This is a genomic window from Olsenella profusa DSM 13989 (assembly GCF_030811115.1).
In the GTDB taxonomy this organism is placed as follows: domain Bacteria; phylum Actinomycetota; class Coriobacteriia; order Coriobacteriales; family Atopobiaceae; genus Olsenella_F; species Olsenella_F profusa.
On record NZ_JAUSQK010000001.1, the window covers coordinates 1,797,300 to 1,818,797 of the forward strand.

The 21,498-nt window shown below is 61.9% G+C and carries 22 protein-coding genes; 11 read left to right on the plus strand and 11 right to left on the minus strand.

Annotated elements, in window-relative coordinates:
* Nucleotides 1-149: 149 nt before the first annotated feature.
* On the minus strand, nucleotides 150-1,250 hold the full coding sequence (locus tag J2S71_RS08295; RefSeq protein WP_307390725.1) for a helix-turn-helix transcriptional regulator: 1,101 nt from the start codon (nucleotides 1,248-1,250) through the stop codon (nucleotides 150-152).
* A 398-nt stretch (nucleotides 1,251-1,648) separates the two neighbouring features.
* Complete coding sequence (locus J2S71_RS08300; RefSeq protein WP_307390729.1) at nucleotides 1,649-2,299, minus strand: class I SAM-dependent methyltransferase; 651 nt, start codon at nucleotides 2,297-2,299, stop codon at nucleotides 1,649-1,651.
* A gap of 206 nt (nucleotides 2,300-2,505) precedes the next feature.
* Here J2S71_RS08300 and J2S71_RS08305 point away from each other — a divergent pair, with 206 nt between their 5' ends.
* The 3 genes from J2S71_RS08305 to J2S71_RS08315 all read left to right on the plus strand — a co-directional run bounded on the left by J2S71_RS08305 (nucleotide 2,506) and on the right by J2S71_RS08315 (nucleotide 4,759).
* Complete coding sequence (locus J2S71_RS08305) at nucleotides 2,506-2,619, plus strand: helix-turn-helix domain-containing protein (RefSeq protein ID WP_307390732.1); 114 nt, start codon at nucleotides 2,506-2,508, stop codon at nucleotides 2,617-2,619.
* Nucleotides 2,620-2,628: 9 nt separating this feature from the next.
* Nucleotides 2,629-3,072, plus strand: coding sequence for a hypothetical protein (locus J2S71_RS08310; RefSeq protein ID WP_307390734.1), 444 nt, complete (start codon nucleotides 2,629-2,631; stop codon nucleotides 3,070-3,072).
* A gap of 400 nt (nucleotides 3,073-3,472) precedes the next feature.
* Complete coding sequence (locus tag J2S71_RS08315) at nucleotides 3,473-4,759, plus strand: ATP-binding protein (RefSeq protein WP_307390737.1); 1,287 nt, start codon at nucleotides 3,473-3,475, stop codon at nucleotides 4,757-4,759.
* Between the two features lie 213 nt (nucleotides 4,760-4,972).
* Here J2S71_RS08315 and J2S71_RS08320 read toward each other — a convergent pair whose 3' ends face one another.
* Both J2S71_RS08320 and J2S71_RS08325 read right to left on the minus strand, forming a co-directional pair.
* The gene (locus J2S71_RS08320) at nucleotides 4,973-5,284 is read right to left on the minus strand and encodes a hypothetical protein (RefSeq protein ID WP_307390740.1); all 312 of its coding nucleotides are present in this window, start codon (nucleotides 5,282-5,284) and stop codon (nucleotides 4,973-4,975) included.
* Between the two features lie 173 nt (nucleotides 5,285-5,457).
* Complete coding sequence (locus tag J2S71_RS08325) at nucleotides 5,458-7,584, minus strand: anaerobic carbon-monoxide dehydrogenase catalytic subunit (RefSeq protein ID WP_307390743.1); 2,127 nt, start codon at nucleotides 7,582-7,584, stop codon at nucleotides 5,458-5,460.
* Between the two features lie 369 nt (nucleotides 7,585-7,953).
* Between J2S71_RS08325 and J2S71_RS08330 the strand changes: the two genes are divergently transcribed.
* Nucleotides 7,954-8,475: a helix-turn-helix transcriptional regulator gene (locus tag J2S71_RS08330; protein ID WP_307390746.1), complete on the plus strand. Its 522-nt coding sequence runs from the start codon at nucleotides 7,954-7,956 to the stop codon at nucleotides 8,473-8,475.
* Between the two features lie 54 nt (nucleotides 8,476-8,529).
* Here J2S71_RS08330 and J2S71_RS08335 read toward each other — a convergent pair whose 3' ends face one another.
* The 7 genes from J2S71_RS08335 to J2S71_RS08365 form a co-directional block, all read right to left on the minus strand.
* On the minus strand, nucleotides 8,530-9,309 hold the full coding sequence (locus tag J2S71_RS08335; protein WP_307390748.1) for a MerR family transcriptional regulator: 780 nt from the start codon (nucleotides 9,307-9,309) through the stop codon (nucleotides 8,530-8,532).
* Between the two features lie 270 nt (nucleotides 9,310-9,579).
* Nucleotides 9,580-10,377, minus strand: coding sequence for a hypothetical protein (locus J2S71_RS08340; RefSeq protein ID WP_307390750.1), 798 nt, complete (start codon nucleotides 10,375-10,377; stop codon nucleotides 9,580-9,582).
* Nucleotides 10,374-11,300 (minus strand): ABC transporter ATP-binding protein, encoded by a 927-nt coding sequence (locus J2S71_RS08345; RefSeq protein WP_307390753.1) that lies wholly within the window; start codon nucleotides 11,298-11,300, stop codon nucleotides 10,374-10,376. Before J2S71_RS08345 ends, J2S71_RS08340 begins: the two co-directional genes overlap by 4 nt.
* A complete protein-coding gene (locus J2S71_RS08350; protein WP_021725805.1) occupies nucleotides 11,297-11,989 on the minus strand; it encodes a TetR/AcrR family transcriptional regulator in 693 nt (230 codons plus the stop codon). The genes J2S71_RS08345 and J2S71_RS08350 overlap by 4 nt, the downstream gene beginning before the upstream one ends.
* Before the next feature lie 491 nt (nucleotides 11,990-12,480).
* Complete coding sequence (gene pflB, locus J2S71_RS08355; RefSeq protein WP_021725783.1) at nucleotides 12,481-14,745, minus strand: formate C-acetyltransferase; 2,265 nt, start codon at nucleotides 14,743-14,745, stop codon at nucleotides 12,481-12,483.
* 24 nt (nucleotides 14,746-14,769) lie between these two features.
* Nucleotides 14,770-15,516 carry a pyruvate formate-lyase-activating protein gene (pflA, locus tag J2S71_RS08360; protein WP_021725907.1) on the minus strand — a complete coding sequence of 249 codons (747 nt, stop codon included), beginning with the start codon at nucleotides 15,514-15,516 and terminating at the stop codon, nucleotides 14,770-14,772.
* A 304-nt stretch (nucleotides 15,517-15,820) separates the two neighbouring features.
* On the minus strand, nucleotides 15,821-16,507 hold the full coding sequence (locus J2S71_RS08365) for a Crp/Fnr family transcriptional regulator (protein WP_307390758.1): 687 nt from the start codon (nucleotides 16,505-16,507) through the stop codon (nucleotides 15,821-15,823).
* Nucleotides 16,508-16,760: 253 nt separating this feature from the next.
* On the opposite strand from J2S71_RS08365, the gene efp reads away from it, so the two are divergent.
* The 7 genes from efp to J2S71_RS08400 all read left to right on the plus strand — a co-directional run bounded on the left by efp (nucleotide 16,761) and on the right by J2S71_RS08400 (nucleotide 21,453).
* On the plus strand, nucleotides 16,761-17,324 hold the full coding sequence (gene efp, locus J2S71_RS08370; RefSeq protein WP_021725885.1) for an elongation factor P: 564 nt from the start codon (nucleotides 16,761-16,763) through the stop codon (nucleotides 17,322-17,324).
* Between the two features lie 135 nt (nucleotides 17,325-17,459).
* A complete protein-coding gene (locus J2S71_RS08375) occupies nucleotides 17,460-17,822 on the plus strand; it encodes an Asp23/Gls24 family envelope stress response protein (protein ID WP_040651515.1) in 363 nt (120 codons plus the stop codon).
* A 2-nt stretch (nucleotides 17,823-17,824) separates the two neighbouring features.
* The gene (gene nusB / locus J2S71_RS08380) at nucleotides 17,825-18,262 is read left to right on the plus strand and encodes a transcription antitermination factor NusB (RefSeq protein ID WP_021725866.1); all 438 of its coding nucleotides are present in this window, start codon (nucleotides 17,825-17,827) and stop codon (nucleotides 18,260-18,262) included.
* A 3-nt stretch (nucleotides 18,263-18,265) separates the two neighbouring features.
* Nucleotides 18,266-18,556, plus strand: coding sequence for an exodeoxyribonuclease VII small subunit (locus J2S71_RS08385; RefSeq protein ID WP_021725910.1), 291 nt, complete (start codon nucleotides 18,266-18,268; stop codon nucleotides 18,554-18,556).
* A complete protein-coding gene (locus J2S71_RS08390) occupies nucleotides 18,543-19,358 on the plus strand; it encodes a TlyA family RNA methyltransferase (protein ID WP_307390765.1) in 816 nt (271 codons plus the stop codon). The genes J2S71_RS08385 and J2S71_RS08390 overlap by 14 nt, the downstream gene beginning before the upstream one ends.
* A 238-nt stretch (nucleotides 19,359-19,596) precedes the next feature.
* Nucleotides 19,597-19,887, plus strand: a complete 291-nt coding sequence (locus J2S71_RS08395) for a hypothetical protein (protein WP_307390768.1) — start codon at nucleotides 19,597-19,599, stop codon at nucleotides 19,885-19,887.
* A gap of 96 nt (nucleotides 19,888-19,983) precedes the next feature.
* Nucleotides 19,984-21,453 carry an LXG domain-containing protein gene (locus tag J2S71_RS08400; protein ID WP_307390772.1) on the plus strand — a complete coding sequence of 490 codons (1,470 nt, stop codon included), beginning with the start codon at nucleotides 19,984-19,986 and terminating at the stop codon, nucleotides 21,451-21,453.
* Nucleotides 21,454-21,498: the final 45 nt, after the last annotated feature.

Sequence of the window (21,498 nt, forward strand, 5' to 3'; positions counted from 1 at the left end):
ATGTTAATCATACGAAAGAGTCAGGTAGTTTTTCATCGCTGAGACTCCCTTTTCTGCTCAGAGAGTCTTTTATATTCATTAAAGCGAGCAATCGCACTCTGTGCCCCGTCCAATGCGCCCTTATATTCCTTCGTCTCTGCCAGGCAGAGTCACGTTCTAGATGACATCGCTTCTGCATGGGCGTGCAAGATGCGAAGCGCTTCCTCAACATATCGGAGTGTGTTTCCTCCCTCGACAAGGTCTTCCAGGGTTTCGTTCCTCCTTGCCTTGGCGAAGGCATGTAAGGGGGCAGTATCGCTCGGGTCACTCTCCACTGCATCCAGGTCATTCACTGCGACAGCGTAGGCGGCGAAAGCGCGCGTCGCACCGTCCAGGTCCTTCCGCGACAGACTTATGCATGCAACCGAGAAGAAAATCCCTAGTACGATAAGAGGGTCGATGACGCTTCTCCCGAAGTGATCATAGAGCTGTGTGACGAGCAGTGCGCAATCGGATATCGCTGCATCGTCTTCGCTCGGGACGAGCCGGAGCATGAAAGGCACGCTTGCGAGGATAAGCTCCACGCCATCCGCAAGCATAAGCTGGAATAGGTGGCGTGCCGATTCGAAATCGCCGCTTATGTAGTAGGCCTCGGCGAGCAGAGGGGTGGAAGACGAGTCCGTTTCTGCGTTCGGGCCCAATAGAGCGACGATTTCGTCAAGACCTTCCTCGCCATCTCCAAGCGACAGGAGCAAGAACACCACATGCAACTTTCTCGCCTTTCTTACAAGGGCCTCAATCGGACAATCTCGCTCAACTCGTTCGCAATACTCTACGCCCCTGCCTGTGAACCTCATCGCGTCCTTATGTTTGATCACTCCTGCTGCCCCATTGTTCACTGCAAGCAACAAAGCAGCAGCGGTGAGCAGCAGAGACCAGCTCGAGTAGTGGAGCCTGACGATGACGTCCAGGTGTTCGTATGCCTCTGCTGAATCAGCCTTGAATTCCTCAAGGAGTTTGTCGCGTATCTCCTGGACTGTTTTCTCTGGCAGCACTGCTTCGTAGCCCAGCAATTCCTCGATGCTGATGGAGAAAAGCGCGGACAGCTTTGGCAGCAACGTGATATCGGGAAGACTGATGCCGAGTTCCCACTTGGAAACGGCGGCCTTCGACACCCCGACAAAGTTCGCGACATCCCCTTGGGTCATGCTGCGTCTTTTTCTCTCCCGAGCAATAACCGCCCCGATGTTGATGGAATCGAAAGCAGACATATGCTCCCTCCGGTTTCTATCAGGTGTGGCGAGCGGAGCCTTCGCTGTGATTCGACCGTGGGTCCACTCAGAAGGGCTGTGAACTCATTAAGAAATTATGAATCGCCAAGGAGTCAAAGACGATGGAAGCTGTGTCGAATGTCATCCAGAAAAATCAACCGCGGGGAAGGGATGAAGCTCGGCCTCATCTATGCCACATCGTCAGTGCTCAAGGATCTCACTGTCAACCATTGCGATGAGGCACACGATGCCTGTGCGCCGCACTTGCCCACGGATATGAAGACGAGCGAACAAGGCCAGTAACTCACATGTAGAGCCCAAAGGGCGGTTGGAGCAATCCTCGGTTTCACCTGAGGTGTGATAGCTGGTTTACTAGGTGGACCAGCTCGCATGACCACCTAAATGGCCCTGGGCTTGCGCATCACGGCATGAAGATGCCAGAGCCTGTCGTTTCGGAAGACTTCAAGGGTGAGCCTGGACTCCTGGCACATCCGCTCGATTTCCTTTCTGGAATAGATGCGCACGTCGCCCTTGTGGAGGAGGTTTGCCAGCGGCAGCTCAACGTTATTGATGAACCAGACCATAAGGGCGTTGCCGGTGCTGTCGTTGAGCACAAGCTTGCCTCCGGGCCTCAGAATGTGAGACGCGCTGTCAAAAAAGTCCTGGGGATTGGGGTAGTGGTGGAAGCTCATGGAGCAGATTGCGACGTCAAACGATGAGTCCTCGAAGGGGATGTCCTCGCAGTCGCCTACCACGAACCTGACGTTGGCGAGCGCCTTTGCCCGGGCGACCTCGATCATCTTGGGCGTGAGGCCGAGGCCGGTGTAGCGGCGATCCGGCCATCTCTTGTGCAGGAGCGAGATCATGGGACCCGTCCCGCACCCGCAGTCGAGAAGGTCCTCGAAGGGTTCCCGCTCAAGCTCTTTCAGGATGCTGGGGTACTCGGCACGGCACGGCTCGTAGATGCCGGCATCGTCCGTCTCGTCCGTCTCGGCCGCCTTCGTGAACTCCTCTATGGAGAGGCGCTTGTACTGCTCTGCCGTCCTCATGCGACACACTCCCATCAAAGTAAGCCTAAACTTGTCTTTATAGGGAAACTATAGACTGATATGCGTGACCTTCTGGAGCCACGTGCCATCCCACTGGCAATGTACGGCAGAGACACAGAGCCAACAGGTCTTTTGTGCGGGCAAACGAAGCGTCGATTGACCGTTGCGGACTTCTGGGGCATGTTTGTCCCTGAAAGGAGGCGCACATGGATGCACACCGGTTTGGCAACTTCATGGCGCGACGGCGCAAGCAGCAGGGGACGACCCAGGCCTTACTTGCAGACAGGATTTGCGTGACCGACAAGGCGGTCAGCCGCTGAGAGCAGGGCGTGGGTTTTCCTGATATCGGGACCATCGAACCGCTGGCGGATGCCTTGGACGTGTCCGTCATCGAGCTGATGAGGGCGGAGAGGACGGGGGAAGTCATGTCGACGCATGAGGCGGATGAGGCTTGCAAGGGTGCCCTTGACCTCACCGAGGCACAGGTAGAGAGGGAAATTAGGGACGTCGTGATGCTCATTGCCGTATTGGCGGTAGTCACGATGCTGGTGGAGATGCTGTCCTCCCTCCGGTGGAACGGGTCGGAGCTCATGATGACCATGAGCGTCCCCCTGACGTATCCACTCATACCGGGGGCACTGGTCGCCTATGCAATCTGGCGCGGGGTGCACGGAAAGACCTGGAGGCAGGCGGCATCGGTCGACATCGTGCTGCTCGTGGCGCCCGCGTTACTCCTCCTGGGAGCGTTCCTGCTCGGTGCCTATACCTCCTGACCGGAACCATGCGGTGCGCGCTCCCGCCCGCATCGGTACCGTGTTCCGTGCTCGTCTCGCGCCCGTTCGGTGTTGCATGACGCGAAGCGTGCCTTTCATTGTACGTTGTCTTTGCCTGTCGCTTTCTTCCTCTCGAATCTCCTATGTCGATTGGATCACATCGGAGGCATGGGTCCCGCCAACAAGACATGTCGGACCTCTCAACTGTCGTCCCACTTGACTGTGTCCTGACATGGTGTGTCTGTACCCAAGTTCCTCGAAAGACCAAAGCGAATTGACTCGAAAATTGCTGTTGGATTTGCTCGAAAATAGTAGACACAATACCTCGAAAACCATCGATACTCGGTCACATCCTGCTATCATCGGGCATACCAGGATGGTCTTCCGAGGGGTAGGTTCCATGCGGTACTCGAAGCTCAAGCCAGAAACGTACATTTCTCGCAGTGTCGATTCACAGCTGCGGGCCCTCTTGGGTGCCTTTGGCGGCATAGAGCTCTGCGGACCCCGCTGGTCGGGGAAGTCTTGGACGGCCCAGGCGTTTGGTGAGAGCGTGACGCGTGTGGATGAGTCCAGGGAAATCTATGCGGATGACCCACAGCTCTCACTTGTCGGAGATGCTCCTCATGTTATCGACGAATGGCAGGATGTGCCTGCCATATGGAATGTCGTGCGACACAGGATTGATGACAGTGCGAACAGATCCGGGCAGTTCATCTTGACGGGCTCATCGACTCCTCCCGAGGGCGAGAAGCGGCATAGTGGCGCCGGGCGTATCGCGCGACTGCGCATGCATACCATGAGTCTTGCGGAGACGGGTGACTCTACGGGGGCGGTGTCCCTCTCGGGACTCTTTGAGGATCGCTTTGAGCCGATGCAGTCCCATCTCGGTCTTGCAGACCTGGCCGACATCGTATGCCGTGGTGGATGGCCGGCTCTTCAGACGGGCGAGTCGACGAACCCCAAGGCCGTTGCAGCGGGCTATCTCGACGCACTGTTCGAGGTGAGTATGCCCCATGCAGGGAAAAGCCCCGTCCTGTCCCGTCGCATTGCCACGTCCCTCGCGCGTAACGTGGCGACAAGTGCGACGATGGGCACCATGAGAAGCGACATCGCTGCCCTTGGCGACGTCGCCCCAGCCGATGCGACCATATCCTCGTATCTCGAGGAATTCAGGCGCAACTACTTCATCGAGGAGCTGCCGGGTTGGGACGCCCCAATCAGATCGAGGTCAAGGCTCCGCACAAAGCCGAAGCGCTATCTCTGCGATACCTCCCTCGTGGCTAGTCTGCTCGGTGTCGACCCCTCACGCTTGCTCAAAGACGGTCAGCTGCTTGGTCTTTTGATCGAATCGCTCTGCATTCACGATTTGTTCGTCTACGTCTCTGCCCTGCCCGAGTCGTACGGGAGCTCCCTGCGGTATTACGCGGATGCCGACGGCCTTGAGGTTGATGCCATCATCGAGCTAGCTGACGGTCGGTGGGCTGCCGTCGAGATCAAGACGGGGGAGTCGAAGGTCGAGAAAGCAGCTGCCAATCTCATGCGGCTTGCTGCGAAGGTGGCCGCAAATCCCGCGGCGCGCAACCCCAAGCCCAGCTTCATGGCCGTGCTGTTGGGAAAGGGCACGATGGCGCGCAGGCGAGGCTCGGATGGGGTGTACGTCATCCCGATTGACACCTTGGGGGCGTAGGACGTACAAGTGTGATGGTGCGCTCACGCCCGCATCAGTACCGTGTTCCGTACTCGTCCCGCGCCCGTTCACCTGCACCCAGCTCGCACGTTCGAGCTTATGCGGCCAGCCAAGCCAACCCCCGCGCTGCGAAGGCGCTGCTTCGTCGCATCGAAAGCCCTTTCGTTCCTTGACGACACAGCACGTATGTTGACCGTTGCGGACAGCCGTTCCTTAGGGCACCGAGCGCCGTCGCCTTGATGCAATGATTCCCGTCGGCGCCAATGATCTCGACCGAATCGGCCCCATGCTTCGAAGCGCTTGCAGTAGAGCAGGATGAGAGAACGCGTCGCCTCTCTTCTTATCGAAAAGCAGCTTCGACACCACGCTGAGCCTCGCGACGAACTCCTTAACCTTCGAGGCCGACTCCCAAGGCAGCTTGTTCACGATGTACACGACGTTCTCTGCGTAGCGCGCGATGACGTCGTTGCATGCCTCGATGAGGCCCTTGGCGCTTTGTCCTTGCCGTATCACATCGGTCTGCACATCGACACAACCAGCAACGCTCTCATATCGTTCCTCTCGAAGACGACGTACATCTCACCTGCACATGCTATAGAAGCGCTCTTCGCAGGTAAAGTCATAGTTCCGGACGCACTCGAACGCGCCCCAGGAGAAGGAGGGCAGGAGGAAGGTCTTCACGTCTTTGTCTGGGGGCGTTAGTCCCAGCCAAGCGCGACTCGCTTGGCCCTCATGTCATTGACGATCTGCTGGCCGAGCCGCTTGGGGTCGACATCGATGACCATGCGGCTGCCCAGGGTCTCCATCGTGCCCTCCTTGAGGAACTCGATGACGTTCTTGGACCCGTAGATCTGCTGCTCGACGCAATGATACGAGCTGATGCCGAGCAGGCGGAAGCCCAGGGCGGCGTCCACCGACTTCTCGTTGGACCACTCCGGCGAGCTGAAGGCGTACGGCATGTCGCACACGCGCTGTCCTGCCGTCGCTGCGACGCCTCCCAGGATGCCGGTGCTGCGCGTGTTGTCGATGCACTCGCCGACATGCCACACGGGAGGCAGGTCGTCGCCCAGGAACTCCGCAAGGCTGGCCCCGCAGCGCCCCTGCCCGTCACGCACGTTGCAGTAGCCCAGCTTCATCAGGGGGAACGACGCGCAGCCGTTGGACAGGACGAGGACGTTGTTCCTCAGGAGGACATCGACCACGTTGACGATGCAGCGCTCATAGGGGACCTTCGGGTTGTTGCAGCCCACCATGTTCACGATGCCGAGCACCTGGCCGTCCTTGACGGCCTCTGCGAGCGGATCGAACCCGCCAAAGCGACGCGCCACGTATTCGACCGAGAAGCCCACCTCCGCGTCCACCTCATACGGTGGTATGTGCACCGGGATGCCGCGACGCTGCTGGAAGCTCTCGATGCCGCGGTTGACGATGGCCTCGGCTAGGCTGCGCGTCTGCTCGACGTTGGAGTGATGGTGGTCATACTCGAAGCGCTCGGCTCCTGGCAGACGCGCGCTGTCCGACGTGGTCACGACCGTCGTCCTGAAGCACCGAGCCACCTCCATGATCGTGGGGAACACGTCCTGGACGTCGGCGACCCACAGGTCGAGCGCGCCGGTGCCCAGCACGAGTTCGGCGGACACCGCGTTCGACAGGGGGATGACGCCACCGTAGCGGTACATGGCGGCCAGGGCCGAGCAGCAGATGCCGTAGAAGCGGATGCCCTTCGCACCCACGGCCTTGGCCCTCTCGATGAAGGCGTCCTCGTGGCCCACCGCGATGATGGCGTGCACCAGCGTGGGGAGGTGCCCATGGACCGCGATGTTCACGTAGCCCTCCCTGAGCGCACCCAGGTTCACCTTGGAGGTCACGCGGTCGCCCACGCCAAAGAGGCTGTCCATGGCCAGGTTCGCCCCCGTCACGCCCGAGAACGTGAAGGCCAGGCCGCAGCGCAGGAACTGCTCCATCACGGAGCGCCAGTCGCCGTCGGTCGCGCAGCCCGTGCGGTGGTACGTCTCGAAGACCTCGTGGTAGGCGGAGATGGGCATGATATCCATGTCCTCCCATACCTTTTGGCGCTCGGCCGGTGCCAGCGCCTTGATGGTGCGGTACTCCTGCTCCGGGTTGGTGCGTGACAGATCCTCGAGCAGGGCGTCTGCCAGGTCGCATGCGATGTGCCTCAGCTGGCGGCCCCTGGTCTTGATGCCAAACCTCTCGGCTGTTGCCTTGAGCTTCTCCTTACCTAGGATGGGCAGGTCGAGCCTGCCCTCCGCTGCCCATTTCAGCGTGAGGATGACCTCACGGGCGTGCATGCCATGCTGTGCCACGCCGGCGGCGGCAGCGCGCGCCAGGTTGCGCGCGACGATCAGGTCGGCATCGGCGCCGCATACCCCGCACGGCGCCTTTGCCGAGATGCGGCAGGGTCCCATGTTGCAGACCTTGCAGCAGATGCCTGCCAGGCCGAAGCTGCACTGTGGCTGCTGCGCGTCGAAGCGGTCGAAGGCGGTGCTGAATCCCAGCGCGTCGGACCGCTCGATCATTTCCCTGACCGCCGGGTCGGGGGTGAGCTCCCTCTGCTGGCTCTTGGTGGGAAAGGACGTTCGGTATGCCTTGATGGCATCCATGTAGTCCTTGATGAAGGCCTTGCGATCGGCCTCCTCGTCGCCCGTGCTGTGGTCGGCCTTGCGCGTGACGACGGGGATGCCCTGCTCACTGAAGCCTATCAGGTTCCTGTGGCTGTGTATGTGGGCCTTGGAATGCGTATGACCATGGGCGTGCCCGTGCGCGAGATCCTGGTTGAGTGTGCCGTTGTGCTTGCCTGTCTGCATCCGTGTGCTCCCGTCACCCGTTCCCACGTGGCCTTGATCAGCCTGCGCATCCTCGATGAGGAACGCCTTTCACGGTAGCAAGGCGATGGCGCACGAGCCCTTGCATTGTTTTGATGGCGTGCGTTAGGAACGGGAGAACACTGGCATGTGGGAGGGGAAAGGTAACGATTGCGTTGTCCTGTATGTGGGCTGCCGACGCCCTTATAGCGTCTTTTGGTGAACGTGTCGCTCAACCAATTTCCCCTGCAACTATCGGTTGCGGGGGAAATTGCAAGCCAGAAGTGGTGGCGCTTCGCATTGGGTGTGGTCGAGCATGGTGCCAGGCAGCTGCTAGGCTCATACCAACGACGACAGAGAAAGGCTCCCATCATGAAGATCGAGACAGCGAAGAGGCTCTACGAGTACCGTCGGGCCTCCGGGCTCTCCCAGGAGCAGGTAGCCACCAGGATCGGCGTGTCGCGTCAGGCGGTGTCGAAGTGGGAGTGCGCCGAGTCGTCCCCCGACACCGACAACCTCATCGCGCTCGCCCTGCTCTATGAGGTGACGGTGGACGAGCTCTTGTTCGCCGATCCCGAGGGGACGGCAATCGCATCACCTGAGTGCGAGACGGATGCAGGCAGCTCGGGAGAGGGCACGGAGGGCGCACACGTCGCCGAGGAGGCGTCCGAGGAGGCAGGGGAGGAGCCTGCTTGGCAACGCCCCGAGAGCCCCGATCAGGACTACGTCAACATCAGCCTCTCCCAGGGCGTGCATGTCCGCGACTCCAAGAGGGGCGAGGAGGTCCATGTGGGCTGGGACGGCATCCACGTGGACAACGACAAGGAGCACGTGCACCTCGACTTCAAGGGCCTGGCCAAGATGATTCGCGAGTTCCGCAAGGATCAGGAGTAGCCTGCGGGGCGGGGCGACGGCCCGTCGCCCCGCCCCAGCCACGCGTTCCATGCGCTACAGGTTGGCCTCCATCGCCCTCACGAGGAACTCCGCCCCGCCATCCCCGGCCGCGGCGTCGTAGTAGTCCTTGAAGCGCTGGTCGTCCAGGTAGCCACGCACCAGCGCCAGGTGCGTCTCGCGGTCGTAGGCCTCACCCCAGTGGATGAGCATCCAGCGCTCGTGCAGGTGCGCGAGCTCCGCGGCCTCGTCCCCCTTGGGGTCGCCCGATGCCATCGCCAGACGGAGCTGCACCTTGATCAGCTCCTCAAGCAGGTCCTTCGCGTCCCACTCGTCGCGCGTGAGCGACATGATGCGCTCGTTGGCCGCATCGATGACCGCATCGCCATAGCGCCTGCGCGCCTCGGTTCCGTACGCCTCCTCGAACTCCCTCAGGCCCTGGGCCTTGATGGCCTCGAACCTCTTCTCGTCGTCCATGTCCTCGATCCCTTCGATCGTTGCGATGGCCGCCTCTGTGCGGGCCATCGCGTCCGTCAGTGACCTCTCCTGCGCGCGCAGGTTCCTGAGATGCGACTCGAGGGTGTCCCGAAGGCTTGCCTGCGGATCCCTGAGCAGGTGACGGATGGTCGTGAGGGGAAGGCTGCAGGCGCGCATCGCAAGTATCTGCGACAGGCGCCTCACGTCGCGGGGGCCATAGGTGCGGTACCCGTTCTCCGCCCGGGCGGGCCTGAGGAGTCCCAGGTCCTCGTAGTGGCGCAGCGTGCGTGCACTCACGCCCGCCATCTGGGCCAGCTGGCCCACGCTGTAGCGTCCTCCCGCTTGCTTCGGCTCGTCCATCTCGCACCTCCCGGGAACATCATGACCCTTCACGTGGCGAGAAGGTCAAACAGGCTTCGCGCAGCGAGAAGGTCACGGGTGGCTCTTGGGATCACTGACGGTCGGGCATCCCATACTTGTGCCGCAGGCGCGAGAAGCCCCTGGTACTGCGGACGGGCCCGCACATGTCGAAGGAGGGCAGGGCTTTAGGCGCGATGCGCGGCAGGACGGGGAGGGGGCACGCGGCGGTGGAAGGCACGTCGCGCCAGCTTTCTTGGCATGCTGGTTGCGCTATACGTCGAAGTCCCGCCTGCAGAACACGGCCACGCCCACCGCGAGGAGGGCCACGCCTGCCACGGCCAGGACCGCGGCGTGCCAGGCCGCGTCACCGGACGCCGCCACCAACTCATAGGGGTCGAAGAGCCCTATGGGGTTCGCGTCCTGGAGGAGCTCCAGGCCCTTGCCCACCTGTGACACCATCTTCGCCAGGAGCATCAGGAGGAAGGCGCCGCCGCCCGCCCACAGCGCCACCCGCGCGTCGCGGAAGCAGCAGGCAGAGGCAAAGCAGAGGCCGGCCATGAACACCCACAGGCAGAGCAGCCCGACGCTCGCGCGCAGAAGTCCCGCACGGTCCAGCTCGCCGGGGAACTGGGACTCGGCGCAGACAACCTGGACGACAACGATCAGCGCCATCGTCACGGCGAGGACCGTCAGCAGGATCTCCACGAAGGTGGCCGCAATGCGCAGGCGGCTTGTGGGGGTGGACAGCAGGTAGGACAGGGAGCCGCCCTCGACGGGCCGCACGACCATGCGGTTGACCGTCATCATGACCAGCAGCAGCGGCACCCATGTGAGCAGGAAGCCGTACAGGTAGTTCACCAAAAAGACCGTCATGGTGGTCGCGGCGTTGGACATCCCGAAGGCGGCGAACACGTCCGGCATGGTGTCCACGATGGTGCCGAGGTTCCTGGCGATCGCGGGATCGTACATGTGGACCACGGACACGATGTACAGGGCGAGTATGGCGCCGATCACGAAGGTCGGAAACGCGCCCCTGCGCAGCTCCCTCAGGTACAGTGCGATGCTCATCCGACGTCCCCTTCCCCCGTCGCGTCCTTTCCATAGAAGTGAAGGAACATCTCCTCCAGTGTCTGCTCGCGGGAGGCGAGGCCCTCCACCCGAAAGCCGGCCAGTTCCTTGACGAAGGCGTCGACGTCCGCACCTGCCCAGACCTCCACGTCGTGCTCGCTCAACGCATGGACCTTGACGCCCCTCAGCGTGCAGGCCCTCTGGTAGCGGGCTCGCTCGTCCGCCGAGGGAAACGTCACCCTGAACGCATGTCGCCGCGATGCGCGCACGTCCCCCATGCGCTCCGTGGACACCAGGCGGCCGGCGCGGATGAAGGCAACCCTGTCGCAGGTGCGCTCGACCTCCTCGAAGATGTGCGACGACAGAAAGACCGTGGCACCCCGATCGCGCTCCTGTCGCACCAGCTCCACGAAGCGCCCCTGCATCAGGGGGTCGAAGCCGCTGGTGGGCTCGTCCAGGAGCAGGACATCGGGCCGTCCCATGAACGCGCACACCAGTCCCACCTTCTGCCTGGTGCCCTTCGACATCCTGCGGACGCGGGCCTTGGGGTCGAGCTCGAAGCGCTCGATGAGCTCGTGCATGCGCGTGTGGTCGCGCAGACGCCGCAGACGCGCCATGTATTCCAAAAACGCTATGCCGGTCATGTCCTCGGGCACGGCGGTCTCGCCCGGGAGGTACCCCAGGCGCCCCTGTATGGCGGCCCGCTCGGCAAAGCAGTCGAGACCGAAGATGCGTGTGACACCCGCCTGTGGCCTGACGAAGCCCATGAGGTGGCGCATGGTCACGGTCTTGCCCGCGCCGTTGCTTCCCAGAAAGCCTAAGACCTCGCCCTCCTCCACGGCGAACGACACGTCGAATATGCCGCGCCCCTGCCCGTAGTCCTTGGTCAGCCCTCGTGCCGTGACGATGCCGCTGCGGGTCATGATCGCACCTCCTTGCCATTCGGCCTGCCTTCCCTGCCTGCGTACTCCGGTTTGTAGGCCCAGGTCCGCAGCATGTCGCACCACGACAGGAACTCGGCCATGAGGGCGTCGAGGTCTATGGCCTCGCGGGCGGCCCGTCGCTGGTGCATCCAGCCGTCGGCCAGCCAGATGATCATGTCCAGCACGTGACGTGGATCCACGTCGTCGCGGAACCGTCCCCAGTCCACGTTCTTGAAGAAGCGCTCGAACATCGCGTCAGTCTGCCGCTGCGTCCAGCGGTCCATGGTGTCCTTGACGTCGCGATGCTCGGGGTAGAAGGCGCGGATGCTGAACGCGAGCGCCCACGGGAACCTTTCCATCAGGGCCATCTTCTTGGTGGCGGCATACTCCATGAGCTCGAAGAAGTCGTCGATCCTCCAGAGGCCGTCGTCCACGGCGACCTCCACCGCCCTGTCGTAGAGGTACTCCATGGTGCGCAGATACAGCTGGCGCTTGCTCTTGCAATAGAAGAACAGCAGACCCTTGGAGATGCCTGCCGAGCGTGCGATGTCGTCCGTGGACGCGCTCTTGTAGTCGTTGCGCCCGAACGCCTCGATGGACGCCCGCGCGATGGCGTCACGCCGCTCCTCGGGCAGGCGACGGAAGGCGTTGTCCTCGCCGGGGAGGATCGAGCCGTCGAAGTCGTCCATGAGAACCCCTCTCGCCAGAGTCGTTGACCGGTCGGTCAACGTCGCCGCATCCAGTCTGGGGCATTGACTGGAATTTTGAAGGCCTCCAGCGGAAAGATTTCGGCGGTTTCTACGGACGCGTCAATGTCGTCAGGACGCTTTCTGCGTCCTTGGGCACGTTTAGGGCCCAAGTGCGTGCTGCCTTCGGTCGTTCCCGGGCGCCGAACGCATGATTCGTGCCCTTCCTGGGTGCAGTGAGTGCGTTGAAGGCGTCGTGGGGCACATCTGGTGCGGCCATTCCGACCCATCGGCACGCACTTGGGGCCCAAACGTGCCAAACGCTCCTTGCCCTGTTGGTTGTAAGCCCTCTGTCACCACTGGCGCGCTTGGCGCCGCGCATCTGGGGATGGACGACCCGCCCCCCACGCGATGCATCGCACGGAAGGCGGGTCGTTACGGCGGTTTTTCGCAGGAGGCCGGCCGATGGGACTGGTCGAGCCCCCCACAGGGCCCTACATGTGGTCGTGGCAGGTGCGGGCGATGACGTCGAGCTGCTGCTCACGCGTGAGGTCGATGAACTTCACGGCATAGCCGGAGACGCGGATGGTGAAGTTGGCGTACTCGGGCTTCTCGGGGTGCTCCATGGCATCCCGGAGCTTCTCCACGCCAAAGACGTTCACGTTGAGGTGGTGCGCACCGTTGGCAAAGTAGCCATCCATGACGCTCACGAGGTTTCCCACACGCTGGTCCTCATCGGTGCCTAGGGCGCCGGGGTTGATGGTCTGCGTGTTGGAGATGCCATCGAGCGCGTACTCATAGGGCAGCTTGGCCACGGAGTTGAGCGAGGCGAGCAGACCGTTCCTCTCGGCCCCATAGGAGGGGTTCGCGCCAGGGGCGAAGGGCGTGTAGGCCTCGCGCCCGTCGGGCGTGGCCCCCGTCGCCTTGCCATAGACCACGTTGCTCGTGATGGTGAGAATCGAGGTCGTGGCCTCGGAGTCGCGATAGGTGTGGTGCTTCTTGATCTTGGTGATGAAGGTGCGCAGCAGCCACACGGCGATGTCGTCGGCGCGGTCGTCATCGTTGCCGTAGCGAGGGAAGTCCCCCTCCACCTGGTAGTCCACGACCAGGCCGCTCTCGTCGCGCACGGTCTTGACCTTGGCGTACCTGATGGCCGAGAGCGAGTCCACCACGTGGGAGAAGCCGGCGATGCCCGTGGCAAAGGTGCGACGCACGTCGGTGTCGATGAGGGCCATCTCGGCGGCCTCATAGTAGTACTTGTCGTGCATGTACTGGATGAGGTCGAGGATGTTGACATAGAGCCCCGCCAGCCAGTCCATCATGAGATCGAACTTGTGCATGACCTCGTCGTAGTCGAGGTACTCCGAGGTGATGGGGGTGTACTCGGGGCCAACCTGCATGTGATTGCCCTGCTTGTCCAGGAACTTGGCGTCCTTGCCGCCGTTGATGGCATAGATGAGGCACTTGGCCAGGTTGGCGCGGGCCCCAAAGAACTGCATCTCCTTGCCGGTCTGGGTGGCCGAGACGCAGCAGCAGATGCTGTAGTCGTCACCCCAGATGGGACGCATGACGTCGTCGTTCTCATACTGGATCGAGGACGTGTCGATGGAGATCCTGGCGGCATAGCGGCGGAAGCTCTCGGGCAGGCGCTGGCTGTAGAGCACGGTGAGATTGGGCTCGGGGGCCGGCCCCATGTCCTCGAGGGTGTGCAGGAAGCGGAAGTCGTTCTTGGTCACCATGTGACGGCCGTCCTGGCCAAGGCCCGCCACCTCGAGCGTCGCCCACACGGGGTCGCCGGAGAAGAGCTGGTTGTAGGAGGGGATGCGCGCGAACTTGACGATACGGAACTTGAGGACCAGGTGATCGACGAGCTCCTGCGCCTCGGTCTCGGTGAGCGTGCCTGCCGCAAGGTCGCGCTCGAGGTAGATGTCCAGGAAGGTGGAGATGCGCCCCACGGACATGGCGGCACCGTTCTGTGTCTTGATGGCGGCGAGGTAGCCGAAGTAGAGCCACTGGAAGGCCTCGCGGGCGCAGGTGGCGGGCTGGGAGATGTCGTAGCCATAGGCCTGGGCCATCTCCTTCATCTGCCCGAGGGCGCGGATCTGGTCGGCGATCTCCTCGCGCTGGCGGATGACGTCGTCGGTCATGGTGCCGTCGCCGCAGTTGGCAAGGTCCTCCTGCTTTGCCCTGATCAGGTAGTCGATGCCGTAGAGCGCCACGCGACGGTAGTCGCCCACGATGCGACCGCGACCATAGGTGTCGGGCAGCCCCGTGATCACGTGGCTGTGGCGGGCAGCGCGCATCTCGGGGGTGTAGGCGTCAAAGACGGCCTGGTTATGGGTCTTGTGATACTCGTTGAAGATCTGGTCGAACCGGTCGTTCACATGGTAACCGTAGTTCTCGGCGGCCTGCTGCGCCATCTTGATGCCGCCATAGGGCATGAAGGCGCGCTTCAGGGGTCGGTCGGTCTGGAGTCCGACGACCTTCTCGAGGTCCTTCATGGAGTCATCGATGTAGCCAGGCCCATAGGCGGTGATACCGGAGACGACCTCGGTCTCGCAGTCGAGCACACCGCCCTTGGCGCGCTCGGCGGCCTGGAGCTCCTGCACCTTGCCCCAGAGGCGGTCGGTCGCCTCGGTGGGCCCGGCGAGGAAGCTCGCATCGCCGTCATAGGGCGTGTAGTTCTGCTGGATGAAGTCGCGGACGTTGACGTCCCTCGTCCAGTGACCCCTCTTGAAACCCTGCCATGCCTCGTGCATTCGGTACCTCCTTGGGTAGTGGCTCTATGGCGCGACCGTCTCGACCCGCTGGTCGAGAATCTCTCGCGCATTGTTCACGCGTTCTGCCGTGGGCGGCTTGACGTCCCGCAGCGTGTAGGTGAGGCCCAGCTCGTCCCACTTGAAGACGCCCAGGCTGTGATAGGGGAGCACGTCGATGCGCTCCACGTTGGAGAGTGTGTGGATGAAGGCGGCGGTGCGCCTGAGGTAGTCATCGTTGTCGGTGATGCCTGGCACCAGCACATGGCGGATCCAGACGGGCTTGCCGATCTTTGAGAGGTACCTCAGCCCGTTCAGGATGTTGGCGTTGTCGTGGCCGGTGAGGTGCCGGTGCTCCGTGGGGTCGATGTGCTTGATGTCGCAGAGCAGGAGGTCGGTGAGGCCCATGAGCTCCTCGAACTCACCCAGAAAGGGTTGATCGTGCGTGAAGGGCGCAAGTGCCGTGTCGATGCAAGTGTTGATGCCACGCTCCCTGGCCTTCTGGAACAGCTCAACGAGGAAGTCGATCTGCAGGAGGGGCTCGCCGCCACTCACGGTGATGCCGCCGTCCTCCCCCCAGTAGCTGCGGTAGCGCTCAGCCTCATCCAGGAGCTCGTCGGCACCCCTGAGTTCACCAGCGTTTGTATCCCAAGTGTCCGGGTTGTGGCAGTAGGCGCAGCGCATGGCGCAGCCCTGCAGGAAGATGAGGTAGCGCACACCCGGGCCATCGGCCGAGCCGAACGACTCGCATGAGTGAACCCTTCCCTGTGGCATCTGACTCTCCTCTGGCCTGCCTACCATGCCGACTTTATGGGGGATGCGCTGTTCGTTCTATGATTGAAATCAAGTAGGAAGGTTTTTTCCAGCGGCATCCGTACGCTGGCGGGGAGGGGCGAGTCGTATGCACTTCCTGAGCCGGTCGACGTGAGTCGTGCACACTTTTTCTCTCGACTCTTTTGAAAAATAGCAGGTACATCTATTCTTGAAAGAGCATCGTAGACACTTCTCGGACGAAAGATACGAACGACTCAAAAGGGACACAGAACAGATTGCATACGACTCAGGAAGAGGGGGACGGCTAGACCGAGACGTCTCTCAGCGCCGCGTGGTCGAGGACCTTGAGCCTGCCCCTGCCCAGGCGCACGACCAGCCCATCGTGCTCGAAGTTCGTGAACGTGCGCGATACGGTCTCGGGTCGGAGGTTGATGGAACGGGCGATGTCCTCGAGCTTGAGGTCAATCTCGCCTCCCAGGCATCGCGCGTCCCGGTGTAGCAGATAGTCCGCGAGCCGCTGCCTGGGGTCGCGCACGCCCAGCATCATGAGCTTCTCCTCGGCGGCATCCAGCTCGCCGCTCAGGATATGGACGAGCTTGAGGGCTCCCTCAGGGTGTGCTAGCAGCGCGCCTTCGAACTCCTGCCGGCGGATGGAGGAGAGCGAGACGCGTGTGAGACAGCCCACAGAGTAGTGGTAGGTGTGGTCGGGCAGGAAGAGGCCATGCCAGACGGCCTGCCCATCGTGAAGCACGTCAAGCACGTGTTCCTCCCCGTCAACGTTGACGTGGAAGGTCTTGATGCGTCCCTCGCGTACGATGAGCACCGCGTCGATGGGATCCCCCTCGTGGGCGATGACAGAGCCGCGGGGGTAGGTGCTCTGGTGTGCGCCCCGCATGAGCCGTGTGTGCGTCTCCGTCGGCAGTGCCGCGAAGAGGGGGATGCTATCGAGGTACCGCGTATCCAGATGCCCATCGGTCATGCCCTGTGCCAATGCCCCCGCCTCCCAGCGTGTGTTATCCGCCCTTTACTCTTTCTACCTTATGGTACCCTCTGTTCGCGCGTTGCTATCTTCCGCTCTTACCTCCATGCCTTGGCCATCGAGGCAGAGGGGCCAGCCGTTCCGTCTGGCGAGAATGGTCCCGCGCGCCCTCAAGGAGACTTCGCGCAGATAGGACGTGTGGGCTATACTCAACGTCGTTGATTGGTTTGGCCCGCGTGCGGGCAGATAGGAAAGCGAGCGTTTTGTGGCAACTCTGAGCATCAACGACCTCAAGGTTGGCCTGGGCGTCAACATCAAGGGCAAGGATTGCGTCATCCTGGAGGCCCAGCACGTCAAGCCTGGCAAGGGCAACACCTACGTGCGCACCAAGTACCGTGACATCCGCACCGGTCGCGTGAACGAGGAGAACTTTCAGCAGTCCGCCAAGTTCGAGAGCGTCAACATGCAGACGCGTGAGATGCAGTACCTCTACAACGACGGTGACGCCTACTGGTTCATGGACACCGAGACCTACGAGCAGATCCCCGTGGAGAAGGGCCTTGTGGGCGACAACGAGAAGTTCCTCAAGGAGAACGACACCTGCCTGCTGCAGTATGCCAACGACGTCCTGTATGCCGTGCAGCCCCCCACCTTCGTCGAGGTGGAGATCACCGAGACCGACCCTGGCTTCAAGGGCGACACCGTCCAGGGTGGCACCAAGCCCGCCACCATCGAGACCGGTGCGACCATCCAGGTGCCTCTATACCTCAATCAGGGCGAGATGATCAAGGTGGACACGCGCGATGGCAAGTTCGTCGGCCGCGTCTAGCCTCCTCTCGCAGTGGCTGGCGGCCCGTGGGCACTGCCCACGGGCCTTTGTGCGTGCCGGGGCGAGTCGGTTGCCTATACTGAGGGGGACATGCACAGCGCGCCAGACACGGCGCGTCGGATCGAAAGGATCGTCATGAGCCAAGCGGAGCTCTTCATCGCTGGAATCGGCATCTCCAGGAGCGTACTTGCCATCATCGTCTCGACCGCGGCCGAGAAGGTCGAGGGCGTCGCGCACGTGGGCGGCAACGACATCGCCTCAAGCCTGGTGTCGGTGTTCACCAACCGCAGCCTGCCCCAGGACGAGGCCGTGGAGGCCTATGTGGAGGATGGGCAGCTGCGCATCGTGGTGCACGTTGCCGTGTTCTACGGCTATCCCTTCACAAGGCTTGCCGCCGTCGTACGCGAGGCCGTCGCCCGCGCCATCCGTGAGCAGGTGGGCGTCGATGTGGACGTCGTCGACGTCTGCATCGATGGGCTCGTCTTCCCCAAGGAGTAAGCGTGTCTCGCGGCATCTTCCATGGCCGTACGCTTGCGCGCAGCCAGGCACTGCAGCTGCTGTTTCAGGCGGAGCAGACGGGTCGCTCGGTGGAGGATGTGCTTGCCGGCGACTACTCGCTCTCCGACGGGCCGCTGGATGACTATGGCCGCGCGCTTGCGCTCGGGGCGGATGCCCTGTGCCCGATGCTTGACCGCATTCTGAGCCGTACCTCGGAGAACTGGGGTGTGTCGCGCATGCCGTCGGTCGATCGCAACCTCCTGCGCATGGCGCTCTACGAGATGCTGAACGTGGACGAGGTCGACGTGGCCGTCACCATCGACGAGTGCGTCGAACTGGCCAAGGCCTATGGCACCGACGAGTCCTCGCGCTTCGTGAATGGCGTGCTGGGTCGCGTGGCATCCCAGATCGCCGATGGCGTGAACGTGGCGGAGGCATAGCCGATGGCACGCCCCGACACCTCCGCCTACCGCACCTTCGATGACATCACGGGTCGTCTGGACGAGATCGTTGCGGACGTCCGGAGCAAGGACACCTCGCTCGAGCGATCGCTTGACCTCTTTGACGAGGCCATAGCCCTTGGTTCCAAGGCTGTGGAGCTGGTGGACACAACCAACTTCACGGAAGAGGAGAGGGCCAAGCTGGCGGCCAAGGCGCAGGAGGATGCCGAGGCTGATGCTGACGATGCGACCCCCTCAGAGGCGGCCTCCCAGGCCCAGGATGAACGTGGCTAGGCGTCGGCTCGACGAGGAGCTTGTCGCCCAGGGTCTCTTCGCGTCTACGGATGACGCCCTACGCTCCGTGCTTGCGGGCGAGATCTCCACCACGGATCGGCGGCTCACGTCGGCGGGGGAGCGGGTCAGGCCCGGACTTCCCCTGCACGTGCGCGGCCGCCTCGCCTATGTGAGTCGTGGCGGCCTCAAGCTGGAGCGTGGCCTGGACGCCCTCGACGTTGACCCTGCGGGCCTTCGCTGCCTGGATGTGGGCTGTTCCACAGGGGGCTTTACGGACTGCCTGCTCAAGCATGGTGCCGCCTCGGTGCTTGCCGTGGATGTGGGATACGCGCAGTTCGACTGGTCGCTTCGGCAGGACGCGCGCGTCACGCTCCTCGAGCGCACCAACATCACGGCGGTGCCCACACCCGAGCGTGCGGGTACCATCGACCTTGCCGTGTGCGACGTGTCGTTCACGTCCGTGTGCACGGTCCTACCCGCGGTCATGGAGCTCTTGGCGGCGCGGGGCTCCCTCCTGGCGCTCGTGAAGCCCCAGTTCGAGGCGGCGCGTGCAGAGGTGGGCGAGGGGGGTGTCGTGAGCGACCCCGCCGTGCAGCTGCGCGTGCTGGAGGAGGTCGCCTGCGCCTTTGCCGCCGCCGGCCTCACGCCCTGCGGCGCGTGCCCCAGCCCCATCCGCGGCCACAAGGGCAATCGCGAGTTCCTGCTGCTGGGAGAGCGCGACAGGGAGGGCACAGGCGTAGGGCTCGATCTGGCTGCCGTGGTATACGACGCCCATGCAGCGTGTGGAGAGCCGTGTGACTGACGGGGTGCGTACTTGAAGATGCCCTCCCGCAAGAAGAGGACGATGTGTTGGTTCTCTGTAAAAGTGTGATGAGTCTGCATCGTTGAGGCCCGTGCCCCTTACCGGAGAGCCCATGTCTCCTGTATGCTGTGGTTCATAATGTACATGCAGTCTAACATATGGGTAAGAGATGCAGGGCCTATGTCCGGGATGTCCTGACCGGTCCGGCAGCGATTCGATTCAGGTGCGAGGGAGAGCCATGTCGAGCGACACGATAGTTTCTGATCCACAGTCTGCAGCAAATCAATCCGAGCGCCTCAAGAGCAGTATCAACGGCTACAGCTCGATTGCCTTCAAGGAGTACTCCGGTGCCACGACGGGCATTCCAGGCAGCGCAACTCATGACGCTGCCACCTCCTCGTTCCATGGTACGTTGCAGAACTGGAAGGTTCTGGTCTATTCCGATGCGAATGCCATCAGGGATACGGGCCTTGCCTTTTCCGAGACGGATACGGGCATCGCGAACAAGCTGCTGGGAATCGGCTCCTAGCCTTAAACGGCTAGCAGATGATTTCGGCGAGGATGAGAGACATATATGAGAGTCGAAAAAAGTACGCTGACGAGTTCCATACAGGATGAGAACGAGATGATCGATGCCGCCACCGAGTCATGTGACAGGCAGATCTCCACGCTCGAAGGCGCATTGCAGAATGGCGCGCTTCAAGGTAAGGCATACGAGCGGATTCGTGACGAGATCACGACCCTGCGCCTCCCCCTTGCCAAGGCGCAGCACAATGTGTTTGAGGCACTGCGCTATGGTAATGACGACAACCTTACCGCCGTTTCGGCCCTCCCTGAGACATCCCCCGGAGTGGCGGATACGGACGAGGCACAACAGAAGATTGACACGCTCAATCACATGAACGAAGGGTACGAGCAGCAGATCGAGCAGGCAGGTTCCGATGCGGGTAGGGTGCGATCGCAGTGCCAACCTCTCATCAACGCGAACAATGAGATCATCAAGAAGATGCAGAATACCATTTCCAAGATTCAGGCCTATGCGACGGCATCTTCCGGCTTCTACTCAGAGGCCAATGCGGCGATGCAGACACTTGCTGCGGCAGATCAGTCGGTCACCAGCTATACCTCGGGCAAGGGTTACGGTAACCTCGACTGGGTGACAAAGGCCACAGGAGACTATAGCGACTGGCAGATTGCGGAAAAGCTTGGCGTCTCCAAAGAGGACTTCGTCAAGATGCAGAAGGAGCAGTACGGCTTTGACGACGAGACGGCCGCGATCATGTGGGATGTCTACAGGAAGCTCTATGAGACGTATCCGGACAAGAGCCAGCAGGCGATCGACTGGATGTGGCTCAGATTCATGGGTTCGGCCAGCTATGGCGACAGGACTGATTGGAACATGACGAGTGGAGGGGCTCCGCTCGATCCGAAGGACATCGGCTTGAGCAATGCGGATTACGAGAAGCTCATGAGGGCAATAGGTGACCAGCACGCAAGTGCTGGCAACAAAAAGATTGCTGACTTCGCCCATCAGTGCATCACGGTTGCCACGGAGTATGACGTCAGGAGTGGCCATCATTCCGCGGTGGATCTTGGATTCTCTGGAGGAGCCGAGGAGCGGGCACAGTATGCGGGCTGGATGGGTGACAGCGTTCTGACGACCGAGAGAAACAGTAATGGCAGACCCTCACTTGGCCCCGGGGACTACAAGGCTGATCTTGATGCAAACAACATTGCCACGGCGGCCTTCGGAGGGAACGGTTCCCCCTATCAGGCGGCAGCCAGGCAGTATTACATAGACCTGCAGGATGGCACCTACACTCGCGCCAATAAGTTCCTGAATAATAATGGCGGAGATGTGAATGTCATCAACCAGTTGTACACAAATCTCTCTCAGCGAGATATGGCCGCATTGGTCAAGCAGCCAGTGAGCATCTCCGGTGAGGATATGAGCAAGGATTACTCTACGAAGACGGAGGAACAGAAGAAAGAGATCATGAATAAAGAAATCGAAATCATAGGGAGCTATGACAATCTGTCCGACACCTCGCGCTTCATCCAATCGCTCAGAGACGGTGACAATGACCTTCCATAGTGAGATGCGTGGCCATGGTGCCGCAAGGCATGTCCACGCATCAGG

Bases quoted from the DNA above. Each gene is read 5' to 3' on its own strand.
- J2S71_RS08295 (WP_307390725.1), bottom strand. From the start codon at position 1,250: ATGTCTGCTTTCGATTCCATCAACATCGGGGCGGTTATTGCTCGGGAG.
- J2S71_RS08300 (WP_307390729.1), bottom strand. From the start codon at position 2,299: ATGAGGACGGCAGAGCAGTACAAGCGCCTCTCCATAGAGGAGTTCACG.
- J2S71_RS08305 (WP_307390732.1), top strand. From the start codon at position 2,506: ATGGATGCACACCGGTTTGGCAACTTCATGGCGCGACGGCGCAAGCAG.
- J2S71_RS08315 (WP_307390737.1), top strand. From the start codon at position 3,473: ATGCGGTACTCGAAGCTCAAGCCAGAAACGTACATTTCTCGCAGTGTC.
- J2S71_RS08325 (WP_307390743.1), bottom strand. From the start codon at position 7,584: ATGCAGACAGGCAAGCACAACGGCACACTCAACCAGGATCTCGCGCAC.
- J2S71_RS08330 (WP_307390746.1), top strand. From the start codon at position 7,954: ATGAAGATCGAGACAGCGAAGAGGCTCTACGAGTACCGTCGGGCCTCC.
- J2S71_RS08335 (WP_307390748.1), bottom strand. From the start codon at position 9,309: ATGGACGAGCCGAAGCAAGCGGGAGGACGCTACAGCGTGGGCCAGCTG.
- J2S71_RS08340 (WP_307390750.1), bottom strand. From the start codon at position 10,377: ATGAGCATCGCACTGTACCTGAGGGAGCTGCGCAGGGGCGCGTTTCCG.
- J2S71_RS08345 (WP_307390753.1), bottom strand. From the start codon at position 11,300: ATGACCCGCAGCGGCATCGTCACGGCACGAGGGCTGACCAAGGACTAC.
- J2S71_RS08350 (WP_021725805.1), bottom strand. From the start codon at position 11,989: ATGGACGACTTCGACGGCTCGATCCTCCCCGGCGAGGACAACGCCTTC.
- pflB (WP_021725783.1), bottom strand. From the start codon at position 14,745: ATGCACGAGGCATGGCAGGGTTTCAAGAGGGGTCACTGGACGAGGGAC.
- pflA (WP_021725907.1), bottom strand. From the start codon at position 15,516: ATGCCACAGGGAAGGGTTCACTCATGCGAGTCGTTCGGCTCGGCCGAT.
- J2S71_RS08375 (WP_040651515.1), top strand. From the start codon at position 17,460: ATGAGCCAAGCGGAGCTCTTCATCGCTGGAATCGGCATCTCCAGGAGC.
- J2S71_RS08385 (WP_021725910.1), top strand. From the start codon at position 18,266: ATGGCACGCCCCGACACCTCCGCCTACCGCACCTTCGATGACATCACG.
- J2S71_RS08390 (WP_307390765.1), top strand. From the start codon at position 18,543: ATGAACGTGGCTAGGCGTCGGCTCGACGAGGAGCTTGTCGCCCAGGGT.
- J2S71_RS08395 (WP_307390768.1), top strand. From the start codon at position 19,597: ATGTCGAGCGACACGATAGTTTCTGATCCACAGTCTGCAGCAAATCAA.
- J2S71_RS08400 (WP_307390772.1), top strand. From the start codon at position 19,984: ATGATCGATGCCGCCACCGAGTCATGTGACAGGCAGATCTCCACGCTC.